The organism is Brevundimonas sp. (assembly GCF_035627475.1).
Lineage (GTDB): Bacteria > Pseudomonadota > Alphaproteobacteria > Caulobacterales > Caulobacteraceae > Brevundimonas.
This window is the reverse complement of the sequence record NZ_DASPLR010000009.1, coordinates 1-16887: the sequence shown is the minus strand read 5'-3', so window position 1 is coordinate 16887 and position 16887 is coordinate 1. Positions and strand designations below refer to the sequence as shown.

Annotated in this window: 12 protein-coding genes, 1 tRNA gene and 1 pseudogene; 7 read left to right on the top strand and 7 right to left on the bottom strand. The window is 69.0% G+C overall.

What is annotated here, in order from left to right; all coding sequences use genetic code 11:
* The 3 genes and pseudogenes from VEA62_RS01905 to VEA62_RS01895 form a co-directional block, all read right to left on the bottom strand.
* Positions 1–877 (bottom strand): annotated as a pseudogene (locus VEA62_RS01905) (carbamoyl phosphate synthase large subunit); the annotation flags it as partial.
* Positions 878–893: 16 nt separating this feature from the next.
* The gene (locus VEA62_RS01900) at positions 894–1208 is read right to left on the bottom strand and encodes a ribonuclease E inhibitor RraB (protein WP_324817681.1); all 315 of its coding nucleotides are present in this window, start codon (positions 1206–1208) and stop codon (positions 894–896) included.
* A gap of 113 nt (positions 1209–1321) precedes the next feature.
* Positions 1322–2020: an HAD family hydrolase gene (locus tag VEA62_RS01895; RefSeq protein WP_324817678.1), complete on the bottom strand. Its 699-nt coding sequence runs from the start codon at positions 2018–2020 to the stop codon at positions 1322–1324.
* A 193-nt stretch (positions 2021–2213) separates the two neighbouring features.
* On the opposite strand from VEA62_RS01895, the gene VEA62_RS01890 reads away from it, so the two are divergent.
* Genes VEA62_RS01890 through carA form a run of 4 tightly spaced genes read left to right on the top strand, consistent with a single transcriptional unit; the run spans position 2214 to position 6622 of the window.
* Positions 2214–3038, top strand: a complete 825-nt coding sequence (locus VEA62_RS01890; RefSeq protein WP_324817676.1) for a hypothetical protein — start codon at positions 2214–2216, stop codon at positions 3036–3038.
* Between the two features lie 41 nt (positions 3039–3079).
* Entirely contained in the window at positions 3080–4078 is a 999-nt protein-coding gene (locus VEA62_RS01885; protein WP_324817673.1) for an aromatic ring-hydroxylating oxygenase subunit alpha, read from the top strand.
* Positions 4075–5415, top strand: coding sequence for an amino acid permease (locus VEA62_RS01880; RefSeq protein WP_324817670.1), 1341 nt, complete (start codon positions 4075–4077; stop codon positions 5413–5415). Before VEA62_RS01885 ends, VEA62_RS01880 begins: the two co-directional genes overlap by 4 nt.
* A 46-nt stretch (positions 5416–5461) precedes the next feature.
* A complete protein-coding gene (carA, locus tag VEA62_RS01875) occupies positions 5462–6622 on the top strand; it encodes a glutamine-hydrolyzing carbamoyl-phosphate synthase small subunit (protein WP_324817667.1) in 1161 nt (386 codons plus the stop codon).
* 355 nt (positions 6623–6977) lie between these two features.
* Here carA and VEA62_RS01870 read toward each other — a convergent pair whose 3' ends face one another.
* From VEA62_RS01870 to VEA62_RS01860, 3 genes are all read right to left on the bottom strand, one after another.
* On the bottom strand, positions 6978–7835 hold the full coding sequence (locus VEA62_RS01870; protein WP_324817665.1) for an SIMPL domain-containing protein: 858 nt from the start codon (positions 7833–7835) through the stop codon (positions 6978–6980).
* Positions 7836–7889: 54 nt separating this feature from the next.
* A complete protein-coding gene (locus VEA62_RS01865) occupies positions 7890–8363 on the bottom strand; it encodes a nuclear transport factor 2 family protein (RefSeq protein ID WP_324817662.1) in 474 nt (157 codons plus the stop codon).
* Between the two features lie 76 nt (positions 8364–8439).
* Positions 8440–8706: a hypothetical protein gene (locus VEA62_RS01860; RefSeq protein ID WP_324817659.1), complete on the bottom strand. Its 267-nt coding sequence runs from the start codon at positions 8704–8706 to the stop codon at positions 8440–8442.
* 222 nt (positions 8707–8928) lie between these two features.
* Between VEA62_RS01860 and dnaG the strand changes: the two genes are divergently transcribed.
* The 3 genes from dnaG (at position 8929) to VEA62_RS01845 (ending at position 13105) form a co-directional block, all read left to right on the top strand.
* Positions 8929–10785, top strand: coding sequence for a DNA primase (dnaG, locus tag VEA62_RS01855; protein ID WP_324817656.1), 1857 nt, complete (start codon positions 8929–8931; stop codon positions 10783–10785).
* Between the two features lie 164 nt (positions 10786–10949).
* Positions 10950–12914 (top strand): RNA polymerase sigma factor RpoD, encoded by a 1965-nt coding sequence (rpoD, locus tag VEA62_RS01850; protein ID WP_324817653.1) that lies wholly within the window; start codon positions 10950–10952, stop codon positions 12912–12914.
* 115 nt (positions 12915–13029) lie between these two features.
* Positions 13030–13105, top strand: a tRNA-Ile gene (locus VEA62_RS01845).
* A 104-nt stretch (positions 13106–13209) separates the two neighbouring features.
* Here VEA62_RS01845 and VEA62_RS01840 read toward each other — a convergent pair.
* Complete coding sequence (locus tag VEA62_RS01840; RefSeq protein ID WP_324817651.1) at positions 13210–16740, bottom strand: SNF2-related protein; 3531 nt, start codon at positions 16738–16740, stop codon at positions 13210–13212.
* Between the last annotated feature and the right edge of the window lie 147 nt (positions 16741–16887).

The following is a 16887-nucleotide window of genomic DNA, read 5'->3' as shown; positions in this document are numbered from 1 at the left end:
TGACCGGATCGACGGAGAATTGGATGTTGGAGCCGCCGGTCTCGACGCCGATTTCGCGAATGACCGCGAAGGACGCGTCACGCATCACCTGATACTCCTTGTCGGTAAGCGTCATCGCCGGCGCGACCGTGATCGAGTCGCCGGTGTGCACACCCATCGGATCGAAATTCTCGATCGAGCAGATCACGACGCACTGGTCCTTGTGATCGCGCATCACCTCCATCTCGTATTCCTTCCAGCCGAGCAGACACTCTTCAACCAGCACCTCATGCACCGGTGAAAGATCGAGACCGTTGGCGCAGATGCGCTCGAATTCTTCCTTGTTGTAAGCGATACCGCCGCCGCTGCCGCCAAGCGTGAACGACGGGCGGATAATGAGCGGAAACGCGCCCAGTTCCTCAGCCGCCGCCCGCGCTTCTTCCATTGATTTCACGGTGCGCGATTTCGCGACATCGAGGCCGATCTTGAGCATCGCTTGCTTGAACAATTCGCGATCCTCGCCCTTCGAGATCGCTTCCGGCTTCGCGCCGATCATCTCGACGCCGTATTTCTCCAACACGCCGGCCTTATGCAGCTCCATCGAAAGATTCAGCGCGGTTTGACCGCCGAGTGTCGGCAGGAGTGCGGAGGGTTTTTCCGCCGCAATGATCTTTTCGAGGATCTCAACCGTCAGCGGCTCGATGTAGGTCACGTCCGCGAACTCCGGGTCCGTCATGATCGTCGCCGGGTTCGAGTTCACCAGGATGACCCGGTAGCCCTCGGCCTTCAGCGCCTTGCACGCCTGGACGCCGGAATAGTCGAACTCGCACGCCTGTCCGATCACAATGGGCCCCGCCCCAATGATCAGGATCGACTCGATATCCGTGCGCTTCGGCATTTCTTTTACGATACTTTCAGTTCGTCAGCACCGCGCACTCCCAGCCGTCGTAGTCCAGCTGGAAGGCCGCGGCCCAGGATTGCATCATCGAGGAGACGGGGGCGAACGACGCCTCGTCCACCGCCATCGTGGTTTCGAGGATCGTGCAGTCGTCCTGCCCGCGGGTCAGGAACCCCGCCCGGCGGGCCACCTCGTTCAGATCGTCGTGGTCGCCCTCGCCGTAGAAATAGAACAGCGTGTGCCGCGGCGTGACGCCGCTGTCGCCATGCGCCGCCAGCGACGCCCGGACCATGGCGTCGCGCTCTTCGTGAGGGACGGCGTCATCGGTCAAGGCGGCTGGTCTCCTCGCGCACGGGGACCCGACGCGGGCGATGCCGGCGCGGGGCGGTTCGGGTTGTCGGCTAAGCGGCCCGTCTAAAGACGGGGGGACGGCGGAGCAAGCGCTTATCCGTCCGAGCGCGCATCGATCCAGCCCGGCAGGTCCGCGATGCTGTCGAGTGCTCCGTACCGCGGCTGGGCGTCGGGCGCGTCCGCCAGCTCGTGCGCCCAGGTGATCGCATAGGGAATGTGGACGGCGAAGGCCCCGGCCTCCAGCGCCGGCAACACGTCCGACTTCATCGAGTTTCCCACCATCACAGCCTCGTCTGGCCCGGTGCCGTGACGGGTGAAGACGCGTTCGTAGGTGGTCCGGTCCTTCTCCGAGACAATCTCGACGGCCGCGAACAGGTCGCCAAGCCCGGAGGCCGCCAGCTTGCGCTCCTGGTCCAGGAGGTCGCCCTTGGTGATCAGCACCAGCCGGTAGCGTTCGGACAGCCGCGCCAGCGCCTCGTCCACGCCGGGCAGGGTCTCGACGGGATGGGCCAGCATCTCCCGGCCGGCGGCGAGGATCTCCCTGATCGCCCCCGCCGGCGGCTCGCCCTCGCACATCTCCATGGCGGTTTCGATCATCGACAGGGTGAATCCCTTCACGCCGTAACCATAGAGCCGCAGATTGCGCCGCTCGACCTCCGCCAGCCGCGCCTGGATGGCGTCGTTATCGTGTTCCGTCAGCAGGTCCAGAAACCGCGCCTGGGTGAGCCGGAAGATCGTCTCGTTGTGCCAGAGCGTGTCGTCGGCATCGAGGCCAACCGTGGTGATGGTCATCGCGGGGGTCCGGGCGGGTGGGCCCGCTCTCCTGACCCGGGCGGGCCTTTCGGTCAACGCCGGGCGATCCCATCCCGAAACGGGACGGGGCATGGTCAACGGCGTTTGACCATGTTCGTGAGCGATGTGTTTTCACCTTGAGCCGTTTCATGCACGCGGGGGGTTCTTTTTCGACCGGCTGGAGAGAACGGTCATGAGGAACGACCCGGGGTATCCCGCCACTTTCGCCGGCTCGCTCGACCGCGACCGGCCCGACGAGCAGTTCAGTGACGCGATCGCCCGGATCGGCGAGCGGCGCTCCTACGCAGCCCCGTACGAGAGCCTGACCTTCACCCTGCTGACCCGCGCCCGGCGGGAGCTCGTGGTGACCCTGGCGGCCCAGCCTGTGTTCGACCTCGTCCGTTCGACCCCGGTCGCGCGCCGCATCCGGCGCAGCGTGCGCCATCGCGGCGGCGAGAGCGCACTGGTCGGGCTCGGCCGCCGCACGCTGGAACTTGCCGACCTTGTTCGCATCGACACCCAGACCGTGCGCCACGGTCTCGATCTGCTGCGGCTGGGCGCAGATGACAGCGGCGTGCTGCCGGCCTTCTGGCGTACCGTGGCCTCGAGCGGCGGCCGTTTCGACCTGCTGTGCGCCGAGATGCAGCACGAGTCGGCGCCGGGAACCCTTCTGGTCGAGGTGGTCGGCGGGCTGGAGCAGGCGCCGCCGGACGCGATCCAGGAAGCGATCCAGCATTTCGAGACGGGATCCCTTGGCCTGATCCTGCACATCGCACCCGACGCGTCCGCGGCCCTTCGAATGTCGCAGGTGCGGGCCCGGTGCCTGGCCATCGACTTCGCGGGGGTCGAGCACGAGAGCGCGCGCGACTGGCAGGGGGCGTCGCAACTGATCGGCGCGGCGCGCCAGGCCTGTCCGCAGGTGATGTTGCTCAACCTGCGCCCGGATCGGGGTCTCGCCGCCCAGCGGGCGGGCGCGACCCATGCGGTGTTCGCCGGCATGGAAGCCGTCATCGTCTGAGGGCAGTTGACGTCCGGCGCGGCGGCGGGCCTTGATCGGCCATGCAGGTCACGCTTCCCGCCCGGCTCTATGGTTGTCCCGACGCTTGGGCGCGCGAGCGGGCCGCGGTGTTCGGCCGGGCCTGGCTGTTCCTCGGACATGAAGCCGAGGCGGCCGCGCCGGGCGACTGGATCGCAACCGACCTGGCCGGGCACAGGCTGCTGGCGGTCCGCGGCGGGGACGGGATCTTGCGCGCCTTCCACAATGTCTGCCGCCACCGTGCGGGGCCGCTGGTGCGGGGTTCGGGCGGCCACTGCGAGGGAGAACTGGTCTGCGCCTACCATGGATGGCGCTACACCCTCGATGGGCGGCTGCGGGCGGCGACGGGGTTTGGAGCGGCGGAGGGCTTCGACCCGCGCACGCTCGGCTTGCTGGAGGTGAGGCTGGAGACCTGGCGAGGGCTGGCGTTCATCTGTCCGGACGCCGGCGCAAGGCCGCTCGCGGATCATGTCGCGCCGCTGGAGGCCCTGCTGGCGGAGCGTGGCCTGGAGATGGCCGCGCCGGCCCTGCGACGGAGCCATGACCTCGGCTGCGACTGGAAGGTCTATGCCGAGAACTACCTTGAGGGCTACCACATCGGCTCGGTGCATCCGGTGCTGGCGGGTGAGCTGGGCCAGGCCGACTATCGGGTGCGGGTCGACGGCGATCTGGTCGTGCAGGAGGCGGTGGGCGTCAACGACGGGCCGCAGGCTGGCGTGTGGGGCTGGCTGTGGCCGAACCTCGGGATCAATGTCTATCGCGACGGGGCCATGATCGAGCGGATGACTCCGCTGGGGCCAGGACGAACGCGGCTGGACTATCTGTTCCTGAACGACAGCGGGCCGGGGGCGCTGGGCGAGGCCCTGGAGGCCTCCGACCGGCTGACCGCCGAGGATGCGCGGATCTGCGAGGCGGTCCAGGCTAACCTTTCGGCCGGCGCCTATGATACCGGCGTGCTCAGCGCCCGACACGAAGCCGCCGTGGCCTGGTTCCAGTCCCGTCTCGCCGAGATTCACACATGAGCGACGCACCCCGTCATATTCCGCTTGCCGAAGAGCCGCTGTCCGACCGGCACAAGCTGGGCTGGGGGCTTGCCGCCCTCGTGGTCGCCGGCAACATGATCGGCTCGGGGGTCTATTTGCTGCCCGTCAGCCTGGCGTCGGTGGGGAGCTCCAGCCTGATCGGCTGGCTGGTGGCGGGAGCGGGGGCGGTGACGCTGGCCCTGGTGTTCGGGGCGCTGGGGCGGCTGCAGCCGGACGCCGACGGTCTGCCGGGCTTCGCCGAACGGGGGCTGGGACGCTTCTTCGGCTTCCAGACATCGCTGGCCTTCTGGACCGCATGCCTGGTCGGCAACGTCGCCATCGCCGTGGCCGCTACCGGATATCTCGGCTACTTCTGGCCGGTGCTGCGGGACCCGATTGCGGCGACCTTCTGCAACCTGGCCATCATCTGGCTGGCCACCATCGCCTACATCATCGGCGCGAGGACCGCGTCGGGACTCGCGGCGGTGGCGCTGGCGATCGGCATCGCGCCGATCGTGGTCGCGGTGGCTGCGGGCGTCATGGCCTTCGATCCGCAGACCTTCGCCGCCTCGTGGAGCCCGTCGGGCACGGCCCTGGTCGAGAGCGTGCCGGCGTCGCTGGCCATCATCTTCTGGGCCTTCCTGGGCGTCGAGAGCGCCGCGGCCCTGTCGGTCCGGGTCAAGCATCCGGGGAGGGACGTCGGCCGGGCCTCGGTGGCCGGGGTGCTGCTGGCCACCGTCGTCTATGTCGCGGCGACCGTGGCGGTGTTCGGGGTCATCCCGGCCGACGTGCTGGCGAACTCGACCAGTCCCTACGCCGACCTGGCGGCGCGGGTGTTCGGCGCCTCGATCGCAGGGGTGGTGGCGGTCTGCGCGGTCGTCAAGACCGTCGGCACGGTCGGCGGCTGGGTCATGCTGGGCGGGGAGACGGCGCGGTCGGCGGCGCGTCAGGGCTATCTGCCGGCCGGCTTCGGGGCGGGGGAGCACACGCCGGTCGCCAATCCGCTGCTGGGCGCCGCGATCATGAGCGTGGTGACCGTGGTGGTGTCGGGCCAGCCGACGCTGGGCGACCAGTTCGGCGTGCTGGCCGGAGCGACCTCGGTGCTGTCGCTGGTGGTCTACGCCATCTGTTCGGCTTCGCTGTTCCGGCTGGCGCGGCGGAGCCAGGCCCGGACCATCGCGGTGGCCGGCTTCCTGTTCGCCTGCGCCGCGGTGGGTTTCGCGGGGCTGGAGTACGTCTGGCCGGCGGCGGCCTTTTTCGTGCTGACCACCGTCGCCTGGCTGGCTTTTCTCAGAAAGTCCGGGCCGCGCGTTGACCCGATGGCGGGCGACGCCTAACCACCGCGCCGTTTGCTCGCCGGGATTCGGTGCTACGGAGCCTGCCATGACCACCAAGCTTCTTCCCGGCGTCACCGGCGTGCTCGCGCTCGCCGACGGAACCATCCTGCAAGGCATCGGCTGCGGCGCGACCGGCTCGGCCCTGGGCGAGGTGGTCTTCAACACCGCCATGACGGGGTATCAGGAGATCCTGACTGACCCGTCCTACATGAGCCAGATTCTGGCCTTCACCTTCCCGCACGTCGGCAACACCGGGGTGAACGTCGAAGATGTGGAGCAGATCGGCGGGGGCTCGGACACCTCGGCGCGCGGCGCGATCTTCCGCGACGTGCCGACCGATCCGGCCAACTGGCGCAGCGAGAGCGATTTCGACGGCTGGATGAAGCGGCGCGGCGTGGTCGGCCTGGCCGGCGTCGACACCCGCCAGCTGACGGCGCGCATCCGCGACGCGGGCGCGCCGCACGCGGTGATCGCCCACGACCCGGAGGGAAGGTTCGACCTCGACGCGCTTGTGGCCGAAGCCCGGGCGTGGACCGGACTGGTCGGACTCGATCTGGCGAAGGACGCCTCGACGCTGCAGTCGTTCGACTGGAACGAGGGCCTGTGGGACTGGCCGGAGGGCCATCCGCGGGTCGACGCCACGAACCGGTCGGTGGTGGTCGTCGACTATGGCGTCAAGCGCAACATCCTGCGCGCCCTGGCCTCGACGGGCGCGAAGATCACGGTCGTGCCGGCGACCACGACGGCCGAGGAGATTCTGGCGCGCAATCCGGACGGGGTGGTTCTGTCGAACGGGCCAGGCGATCCGGCGGCGACCGGGACCTATGCGGTCCCGGAAATCCGCAAGCTGGTCGACAGCGGCAAGCCGCTGTTCGGCATCTGCCTGGGCCATCAAATGCTGGCGCTGGCCTTGGGCGCGAAGACCGTCAAGATGGACCAGGGTCACCACGGCGCCAACCATCCGGTCAAGGATCTGACGACCGGCAAGGTCGAGATCGTATCGATGAACCACGGCTTCACCGTCGACCGCGACAGCCTGCCCGACGCAGTGGTCGAGACCCACGTCAGCCTGTTCGACGGCACCAACTGCGGCATCGCCCTGAAGGACCGGCCGGTGTTCAGCGTTCAGCATCACCCGGAGGCGTCGCCGGGGCCGACCGACAGCCTGTACCTGTTCCAGCGCTTCGCGGACTCGATGAAGGGCTGACGTTCCGCGCCCGGCCGTGGGGTACGGGATGGCAGGGTGTGCATATGAAAAATGCGGCGGGCGAATTCGTTTGAACAGACGAGCGCGTTCGCAGGGATGAGAACCGGGGCCTGGAGGCGGCGCCGGCGGGGATCGCTGCTGTCAAAGACCAGGCCCTGTGGGGGTTTGAGCATTGAAGCACGGCGGTGCGTCAGGAGCGGACGTAGGGGCGGGGATGGCGCTTCACGGCCTCTGACCGAGGGGTGCGGGATGGCTGGAAAGTGGCCGGAAGTGTCGGGATGACAGGGTACGGGTTGGCAGGGTTTTGAGCGGGTTCCTTCTCCATCGGGGGGAGAAGGACGCGCCGCCACTGCTTCTATTCCTCGAACCCGAACCGCACCGCCACGCTGACCAGGGCGTTTTCGCCGTCATGGGAGCGCATCAGGACGCTGACGTAGCGCACCGGGCCCAGGCGGCGGCCCGAGGCTTCGGCGATGGCTTCGGCCTGGGCCCGGGCCTTGCGCACGCCGTCGGCCGTGGCCTGATGCCAGACCGGCTCGCCCGGATCGCGGGTCGCGTCGAGGCCGAGCAGGGACACGAACGGAGCCATGGCGCCGAGGTTCAGGCCGTTCAGGCTGTCGTCGAGATTGGTGACGCCGGCCTCGACCAGGGCGTCGACGAACTCGGGCAGGCGCGACTCGTTGGGCCGGTCGAGCTTGACCTGGACCGAGGCGGTGACGGTGCGGGTGTCGGAGGCGCCATCAGCGGCTGCAGGCGCCGCGGCGGCGTCCTCGACGGCATCTGCGGCCGCATCGGCGGCGAGGACGGGATCGCTCCAGTCGATGGCCGAAATGGCGCTGTCCATGGTCCATGCCTCGGCTTCGGCGATGGCGTAGCTGGTCGCACCGACTTCCACAGCCACGTCGAAGCGGTTGGCGACCGAGCGGACCCGCTCCAGCTGGGCGTTGCGGTCGGCGACGGCCTCGACCGCAGTCTTGCCCGAGCCCCTGATGGTGACCGTCATCGGGCTGGAGGCGGCGGCGGGCAGCGGCGCCTCGCCCCGGGCGGTGACGAACAGCCCCGGACCGCCCGTCATCGACTCAGCCATGCCCTGGCCGAACTGGTCGACGGCGGCGGCGACCGGGCCGGCGATGTCCTGCGCCGCGACGGGCGCGGCGACGGGCGTGACGATGGCGAGCGTGGCGGCGGCCACGGCTGCGGCGAGACGGTTCATGGTGCTTTCCCCCCAGAGATGCGGGGCGAAGAAACCACAGCGGCCCCGCCGTGACTAGGCCGCCGGAGCCTTCGGGTCGGCCTGGAACATCTTGTTGACGATGACCCAGCGCCCGTCGATCCGCGACAGGGACATGTAGTCGGTGAAACGGACCGTCGGGTAGTCGAGCACGATCTTGGCGACGGCGGTGTCGCCGGTGACGTCGATGCTCTCGATCCAGCGGCGGCGCTGCGCCTCGTCGGCCGCGGGGGCGCCGGAGGCCCGGCTGATGTATTCGTCCGAGGTCATGCGGATGAGGGTCCCGTTGCGCATGCCCCACAGCTGGGCGTCCGGGTGGAAGGCGGGGCGGAACTCGTCCGCCAGGCCAGTGGCGTGGCCGCGCAGATAGGCCTCGAGCGGGGCGCGGACCGAGGCGTCGACAGCCTGGATCGCGGGCGAATGGGCGGTCCAGGCGTCTTGGGCGAGCGCGAGCGCGGGCGCCGCGGTCAGGGCGGTGGCGAAGGCGGCGGCGATGATCGAAGGCTTCATGGCGGTCTCCTGCCCCGGTCCCCGTCGCAGCCAAGCACGTTCGCAGCAGGCGGTGAAGTGCCGGGCCGGAGAGCCGTCAGGGCAGGGGCGCGAAGCTCTTTTCCTCGCGCAGGGCGCTGGCCTTGCGGACAGCGACGGGCGCGGCGTTGAGCCAGTAGTCGGCGTCTTCCAGCCGGTTGCTGCGCAGGCGTTCGAGCCCCCGCCGCCGGCGCAGCGCCGCGTTCTCGAGGAGGCGGGCGTGCAGGGCGCGGGGCGGCAGTTCGGCGATGGCGGGGGAACCGGGGACGGCGACGGCGTCGGGACCTTCAGGCTCCACCGCCGGACGGGCGATGGCGATGAACATGGGCGGCTTCACTCTCGGCCGGTTCCGCGATCTTCGCCGCGAGGCCGGCAGGGTCCGTCGTCTTCTCCGACGGTGCGCATGGTTAATCCACAGGCCTGTGGATCGTTCCTGTTTCCGAAAAAATTACGCGCATATTCAGGCGGTTATGGACGCATTCCAGCCTTTGTGGTTAATCAAAGGTAAATGCCCCCGCTACGGCGAGTCCCGCGCTATAAGACGGCTGTGCGCTTCGACGACCGCTTCCTTGAAGAACTGAAGGCCCGCCTTCGCCCGTCCGACGTGATCGGCCGGACGGTGAAGCTCAAGCGGCAGGGGCGGGAGTATGTCGGCCTGTCGCCCTTCACCAAGGAGAAATCGCCGTCCTTCTTCGTCAACGACGACAAGGGCTTCTTCCACGACTTCTCGTCCGGCAAGCACGGCGACGTCATCAGTTTCCTGCAGGAGACCGAGCGGCTGTCGTTCGTCGAGGCGGTGCAGCGGCTCGCCGGGGAGGCGGGCATGGCCCTGCCGGCGGAGGATCCCCAGGCGGCCGAGCGGGAAGCAAAGAAGCAGGGTCTGACCGACTGGATGGACCTGGCCCAGAAATGGTTCGCGGCCAATCTGCGCCGTTCGCCCGGCAAGGCGGCGCGGGAGTACCTGGAGAAGCGGGGCCTGCCCGAGGATCAGTGGGAGCGGTTCGGCCTCGGCTATGCGCCGAACGACCGCGAGGGGTTGAAGAACGCCCTCGTGCAGCGCGGCGCCAAGCCGGGCGATCTGGTCGAGGCGGGAATGCTGATCGCGCCGGAGGGCGGCGGGACGCCCTACGACCGGTTCCGCGACCGGCTGATGTTCCCGATCCTCGACGCCCGCGGGCGGATCGTCAGCTTCGGCGGGAGGGCGATGAACCCGGACGACCGGGCCAAATACCTGAACGGGCCGGAGAGCCCGCTCTTCCACAAGGGCGCGACCCTGTACGGCCTGCCCGAGGCGCGCCGCATCCTCGGGGCGGAAAGCCGGGACAGCCAGGCCATCGTGGTGGTCGAGGGCTATATGGATGTGATCGCCTGCCAGCGGGCCGGCATTCCGGCCGTAGCCCCCATGGGGACCGCCCTGACCGAGGAGCAGATGGAGCGGCTGTGGCGGGTGTCGTCCGAGCCCGTGCTGTGCTTCGACGGCGACGCCGCCGGGCGGAGGGCGGCCTATCGCGCCATCGAGCGGGCCCTGCCGCAGCTGAAGTCGGGACGGTCGTTCCGGTTCGCCCTGCTGGAGGCGGGTCAGGATCCGGACGACATCCTGCGCGAGCGGGGCGCGCCGGCCCTGCGCCAGGCGCTGTCGGCGACGCGGACCTTCGCCGAGGTGTTGTTCCAGAAGGAGGCCGAGGCCGAGCCGCTGGATACCCCCGAACGCCGGGCGGGGCTGAAGGGGCGGCTGCGTCAGGCGGCCTCCGCGGTGCAGGACAAGGACCTGGCGGAGCAGTACCGGCGGGAGCTGTTCGAGCGGTTCGACGCCATGTTCGCGCGGCGGCCGACGACGGGCTCGCCGGCCGCGGGACCGGGCGGCCGCTGGCGACCGGGCCCGCCGCCCAAGCTGGGCCAGACAGCGGAGGGGGCGCAGGCGATGCAGTCGCTGGCGCGCTCGATCGAGCCGGTCGCCGCGGCCCTGGCCCACGGGGCCGTCGACGACCCCGAGCGGATGGACGATCACCTGGAGGCCATCGCGAAGCACGGCTTCGGCGATCCCGCCCTCGACGGGCTGGCGCAGGAGATGGTGCGGCTGCGCTTCTCGGGCCAAGACCTTGACTCAGCGGCCCTGCGACGCCATCTGGCGCAATCGGGTCATGGCGTTTTGATGCACGAGGTCGAGAAGGCGGCGGCAAAGTCCGGCGCGCCCTTCCTGGCCACAGACAAGCCCCTCGGCGAGGCGCGGATCCGATGGTCGCAGGCGTTCGACGCGCTCACCCGCGTGGCGGCGCTGGAGGATGCCCTGACTTCGGCGCGTGGCGTGCCGGGGCAGGACGAGGCGTTTCGCCGGCTGAAGGCCGAGCGTGACGTCCTGCGTCGCGCGATCAAAACCGGCGAAATATGGCTCGACGATTCCTGAAGGGAGTCGTCAAACTTTTTTAGCGGAGCGAAATCTGAGCTCAGCCGGCCTTCGGCCCACTGAACCGATTTCGCTCTGAACAGCGCGGGCTCGTAACAAACGACTTCGCCACACGTTGTATTGGCGGACGGCCTGATCAGCCCTCCGCCCGGAGAGAGAACTGAATGAGTGCGCAGACCGAGACGCAGGAAGCCGAAGTCCAGAGCGACGGCCCGCTGCTCGACCTCACCGACGCCGGCGTCAAGAAATTCATCAAACAGGCGAAGGCGCGCGGCTATGTGACGATGGAGGACCTGAACAAGGTCCTGCCGTCCGAAGAGGTGACGCCCGACGCCATCGAGGACACGCTGGCGATGCTGTCCGAAATGGGCGTCAACGTCGTCGAGGCGGAAGAGGACGCCGAGCCGAAGGAAGGCGAGGGCGGCGAGGTCGCGGCCGCCGCCGAGACCGCCGTCGCCGAGACACCCGCTAAAGCTGCATATGACCGGACGGATGACCCGGTCAGGATGTACTTGAGGGAGATGGGGAGCGTCGAGCTGCTGAGCCGCGAGGGCGAGATCGCCATCGCCAAGCGGATCGAGGCCGGCCGCGACGCCATGATCTCGGGCCTGTGCGAGAGCGCCCTGACGTTCGAGGCCATCATGGTCTGGCGCGACGAACTGGCCAACAACCGCATCCTGCTGCGCGAGGTCATCGACCTGGACGCCACCTATGGCGTGCTCAATCCGTCGTCCCTGCCGCACAACCAGCCGCCGCAGCCCGTGCCCGGTTCGCCCGAGGCCAAGGAGGCCGCGGCCTCCGGCGAAGGGGCGGGGGAGAAGTCGGAGGAGGACGAGGAGGACGAGGACTTCGACGACGGCGGCGGGATGTCGATCTCGGCGCTGGAGGCGGAGCTGCGCGACGGGGTCATGGAGGTCCTGGACGCGATCGCGGCGGATTTCGGCAGCTTCAGGAAGCTGCAGGACCGGCTGGTCGAGGCGCGGCTGAAGGGCGAGACCCTGAACGCCAAGGACCAGAAGGCCTATGACACGCTGACGGCGACCATCTCGGGCCGCCTGAAGACGATGAAGCTGAACAACAACCGCATCGAGGCGCTGGTCGAGCAGCTCTATGCGATCAACAAGCGGCTGATGGGGCTGGAAGGCCGGCTGCTGCGTCTGGCCGACAGCTACGGCATCTCGCGCCCCGAATTCCTCAAGGCCTATTTCGGCGCCGAACTGGACCCGACCTGGTCGGACCGGATCAAGGAGATGGGCGTGCGCTGGACCAAGTTCAGCGAGAACGAACAGGCCCAGATCGCCCAGATCCGCGGCGATGTGGCGGCCGTAGCCACCGAGGCCGGCCTGCCGATCGACGACTATCGTCGCATCGTCCAGACGGTGCAGAAGGGCGAGCGCGAGGCCCGTCAGGCCAAGAAGGAAATGGTCGAGGCCAACCTGCGCCTGGTCATCTCCATCGCCAAGAAATACACAAACCGCGGCCTGCAGTTCCTTGATTTGATTCAGGAAGGCAACATCGGTCTCATGAAGGCGGTCGACAAGTTCGAGTACCGCCGCGGCTACAAATTCTCGACCTACGCTACCTGGTGGATCCGGCAGGCCATCACCCGCTCGATCGCCGACCAGGCCCGCACCATCCGCATTCCGGTGCATATGATCGAGACGATCAACAAGATCGTCCGGACATCGCGCCAGATGCTGCACGAGATCGGCCGCGAACCGACGCCGGAGGAACTGGCCGAGAAACTCGCGATGCCGCTCGAAAAGGTGCGCAAGGTGCTGAAGATCGCCAAGGAGCCGATCAGCCTCGAAACCCCCGTGGGCGACGAAGAGGATTCGCATCTCGGCGACTTCATCGAGGACAAGAACGCATTGCTGCCGATCGATGCGGCGATCCAGGCGAACCTGCGCGAGACGACAACCCGCGTGCTGGCCTCGCTGACGCCGCGTGAGGAGCGCGTGCTGCGCATGCGCTTCGGCATCGGCATGAACACCGACCACACGCTGGAAGAGGTCGGCCAGCAGTTCAACGTGACCCGCGAGCGCATCCGCCAGATCGAGGCGAAGGCGCTGCGCAAGCTGAAGCACCCGAGCCGGTCGCGCAAGCTGCGCAGCTTCCTGGACACCTGATCCAGGGCATACGGTACGAAGACGGACGGGGGCCTTTCGGCCCCCGTTTCGTTTTTCGGGGTCGCACTCCGGGGTTGCATGGCGGCGGATTTCCCGCCACATTCCACCGTCTCGTGGGCCTGTAGTTCAGCGGTTAGAACGCGCCGCTCATAACGGTGTTGTCGTCGGTTCGAATCCGGCCGGGCCCACCACGATTTTCAAGGGGTTACCGGTCCGCCGTCGTGGGCACGCAAGCCTATGGGCACGCAATGGGCACGCACGCCATTGGCTGGCCCTCGGAGCCTCCCGCAGGCGATCAGGCATCGATGGGCGCCAGCAGGAAATCGACGTCCTCGGGGGTGAGGAGGTCGGCTTCCGTGCCCGCCTCGCCGTGGACGGCTTCGCCCAGGCGGCGCTTGCGCTCCTGCAACTGGATCATCCGCTCCTCGACCGTCCCGATGGTTACCAGCTTGTAGACGAAGACCGGCTTGTCCTGGCCGATGCGGTGCGCTCGGTCGGTCGCCTGATCCTCGACCGCAGGGTTCCACCACGGGTCGTAGTGGATCACCGTGTCCGCCGCCGTGAGGTTCAGGCCGGTGCCGCCGGCCTTCAGGCTGATGAGGAACACCGGCACGTCGCCGGCCTGGAAGCGGCGCACCGGCGTTTCGCGGTCGCGGGTGTCGCCGGTCAGCTCCACGAAGGGGATGCCGCGCTCCTCCAGTTCCGGCTTGATCAGGTCGAGCATGGAGGTGAACTGCGAGAACAGCAGGATGCGCCGTCCGTCGGCCAGCAGTTCCGGGACCATTTCCAGCAGCCGCCCCAGTTTGGCCGATGCCGCCCCCTTCGCCACGCGCGTGCGGGCGCTCTCCAGCTTGACCAGGCGCGGGTCGCAGCACACCTGCCGAAGCTTCAGCAGCGCGTCCAGAATGCTGATGCGGCTGCGCGCCAGCCCCTTGCGCGCGATCTCCTCGCGCACCCGTGCGTCCATCGCCAGGCGAATCGTCTCGTACAGGTCGCGCTGCGCGGCCTGCGGCTCCACCGACTCCAGGATCTCGGTCTTCGGCGGCAGTTCGCTCGCCACCTCTTCCTTGGTCCGGCGCAGAAGGAAGGGGCGGACGCGGCGGGCGAGCAGGCGTTGCCGCTCCGTGTTGCCGTGCTTCTCGATGGGGGTGCGGAACTGGCGGCGGAAGCCGGTGCGGTCGCCGAGCAGCGACGGCACCGCGACGGAGAACAGCGACCACAGCTCGTCCAGCGAATTCTCCACCGGCGTGCCGGTCAGACACAGGCGCTGGCGGGCGTCCAGCGCGAGCGCAGCCTTGGTTGCTTGCGCCGTGGGGTTCTTGAGGTACTGCGCCTCGTCGAAGATCGCCAGATGCCAGGGCCGTGCGGCGAGGATCTCGCGGTCGCGCGGCAGCAGGGCGTAGGAGGTCACCACCAGGTCGTGCTCGCTCAGCGCACCGTGCGCCGCCTTGCGCTGCGGGCCATGCAGCACCAGCGTGCGCAGGCCGGGGGCGAAGCGCGCCACCTCCGCCCGCCAGTTGCCCAGCACGCTGGTCGGCGCCACCAGCAGGCAGGGGCGGTCCAGACGCCCGGCTTCCTTCTCGGCCAGCAGATGGGCCAGCGCCTGCACCGTCTTGCCGAGCCCCATGTCGTCGGCCAGGATGCCGCCGAACCCGTGCACGCCCAGGAATTGCAGCCAGTCCAGCCCGGCCTGCTGGTACGGGCGCAGGTCCGCCCGCAGGCCGGCGGGGGGCGGCACCGCAGGGATGCCGCCGGAGTCGCGCAGTGCACGCGCCATCGTGCGGACGGACTCGGCACCGAGCAGCGGGATGCCGGCCGACGTTGCCGCCTCCTCCAGCGCCGCCAGGTCGCCGAGATGCGTCCGGCCGATCCGTGCATCGCCGCCCTCCGGCTGGAGGCCGAAGAGTTCCATCAGCACGCCGACCAGCGGCTTCAGGCGCTCGGCCTCCAGCGGCAGGAACCGGCCGTCGCCGAACGGGACGAACAGCACGCCTTCCGGCGCCACCGCCTCCATCACCGTGTCGAGCCAGTCCGATGCGGCGGGCCGCTCCGCCGCCTCGTCGTCGGGGGCGTCCTCTTCGTCGTACGCGCCGTCGTCGTACTCGTCGTCGTAGACGTCGGGATCGAAACCGTCGTCTTCCCCCTCGAACGCCTCCGGAGGGATCGTGTGCAACGCGGCGATTATGGTGCGCAGGGCCGGCAGCAGGTCCACCCGCTGCCCGTCCACCTCGACGCCCAGCGCCACGCCGAACCAGTCGATGCCGGAGCCATCGCCGATCTCGAATGCCCAGTCCTTGGGCGCGTCGACGACCTCGAAGGGGAAATCCGGGGCGACATCGACCGTCCAGCCGGATGCCCTCAGCGCCGGCACGTCGATGTGGCAGAAATGCAGCCAGTCCGTCGGGTCCTCCAGCATCCCGCTGGGATAGACGAACAGGTCGCGTGTCGGGGGCCGCCCGTCCGCCAGGGTCAGGAGCAGGTTGCTGCGGTTCAGGCCGGCCTCGTACAGCCGCTCGGCGGCCTTGGCCTCCTCGTCCGGCCGACGCTCCACGGTGACCAGGGCGCCGCCGTCCATCCATTCCAGCGGTGTCGGCGGGCGGTTCGGGCCGACGCGGAACCCGGCGTAGTCGAATTCCAGTTCGGCCACGGGAAGGGTCGCCGCCGGGGCGATGCCATAGCCGAACCCATACCCATACCCGTAGGACATCCGGGCGGAGCGCAGCGTCAGGACCGGATGGGGCCGGACGCGCCGCGTCTCCGTCCGCGCAGGCGGCTCGGGCAGAACAGGCAGCCGTGCCCGCAGCGGTTCGGCCGCGGCGCGGAACGCCGGCACGTCGCCGGGCGCGAGCGGCGGTGCCGCCAGCAGCGTGGCGGCGAGGTGCGGCGTGACGTCGGCCTCGACCGCCCCGCATTCTCCGCTTTCGGGATCCACGTAGAGCGGAGGCGTGGTCGGCAGCACCACCGCCGAGGCCGAATCCAGCGCCAAGGTGAAGCGCTGCCGGCCCTGCGCGTCGGTGACCCAGCGGGCGCTCCCGCGTCGGCCAGGGCCTTGCCGCAACGGCTTGGCGGTGCGGTAGTCCTGCCAGTACAGGCGGCCGGTCCGCAGCATCCGGTCGACCAGCGCCACCGCCCAGTCGCCGCGCAACGCCTGCCCCCGCGAGGCGTCGATGCTGAAGGGCAGGGTGCGTTCCAGGGCGCCGAGGATGGCGTGGTCGTTCGGGGTGATGAACTTGGCACTCGTCAGGTTGCGGAAGTTGCTGACGGCGTAGGCCTTCTCGTCATTGGCGAAATCGCCGTCCTTGCGGAGTGTTGCCGATACCACCCGAACCATGGTGTCGCGCCCATCCGGCCGCTCGTCCAGCCGCAGCACGTAGAGGAGGCGCTTGCGCACGGTGTCGGGATAGACGTCCCCGCCGTCGCGCTCTGCCGCCTCGTGCAGGCGGGACAGCAGGTTGTGGATCGCCGGGGACGGCTGCGGCTCGGCCGGTGCGGGGGGCGGGAGGGGGAGTGCCGACGCAGGGGCGGACCACGGGTTCTCCCCTTCGGCCCAGGAAAGCACCGCGGCCACGACGTGCTTGCAATTGTAGCCGACCGGGCAGTCGCAGTAGCCGGTCACCGAGGTGACGGTGCTGCCGCTCCGCTTCATCTTGATGTCCACCTCGTACGGCGCGCGTTGCGATCCCCGGACCTTTGCGACCATGTGCACGCTGCCGTCCGGCTTGGCCTGAGCCTGACTGGGTTTGATGCGCCCCTCTCGGCGGTAGCGTTCGCCGCGTTCGTAGAATGCCGGGTCGAAGTGTCGGCGCAAGGAGGCGAGGTCGATCACCGGGCCGGTCCCTCAAAGGCGCAAGGTTGCGGACATCCGCGGGTGTCTGCGCGTGAAGGTAAGGGGATTCCGGCGACGATGGAAGAGGAGCCCCCGGAACGAATGCCCCGTTCCGCATGTTCTCCCCGCCGATTCGCGAGGTTGCCG

Coding starts and splice junctions, on each gene's coding strand:
- VEA62_RS01880 (WP_324817670.1), top strand. CDS start 4,075: ATGAGCGACGCACCCCGTCATATTCCGCTTGCCGAAGAGCCGCTGTCC.
- carA (WP_324817667.1), top strand. CDS start 5,462: ATGACCACCAAGCTTCTTCCCGGCGTCACCGGCGTGCTCGCGCTCGCC.
- VEA62_RS01890 (WP_324817676.1), top strand. CDS start 2,214: ATGAGGAACGACCCGGGGTATCCCGCCACTTTCGCCGGCTCGCTCGAC.
- VEA62_RS01895 (WP_324817678.1), bottom strand. CDS start 2,020: ATGACCATCACCACGGTTGGCCTCGATGCCGACGACACGCTCTGGCAC.
- VEA62_RS01870 (WP_324817665.1), bottom strand. CDS start 7,835: ATGAACCGTCTCGCCGCAGCCGTGGCCGCCGCCACGCTCGCCATCGTC.
- rpoD (WP_324817653.1), top strand. CDS start 10,950: ATGAGTGCGCAGACCGAGACGCAGGAAGCCGAAGTCCAGAGCGACGGC.
- VEA62_RS01865 (WP_324817662.1), bottom strand. CDS start 8,363: ATGAAGCCTTCGATCATCGCCGCCGCCTTCGCCACCGCCCTGACCGCG.
- VEA62_RS01885 (WP_324817673.1), top strand. CDS start 3,080: ATGCAGGTCACGCTTCCCGCCCGGCTCTATGGTTGTCCCGACGCTTGG.
- VEA62_RS01860 (WP_324817659.1), bottom strand. CDS start 8,706: ATGTTCATCGCCATCGCCCGTCCGGCGGTGGAGCCTGAAGGTCCCGAC.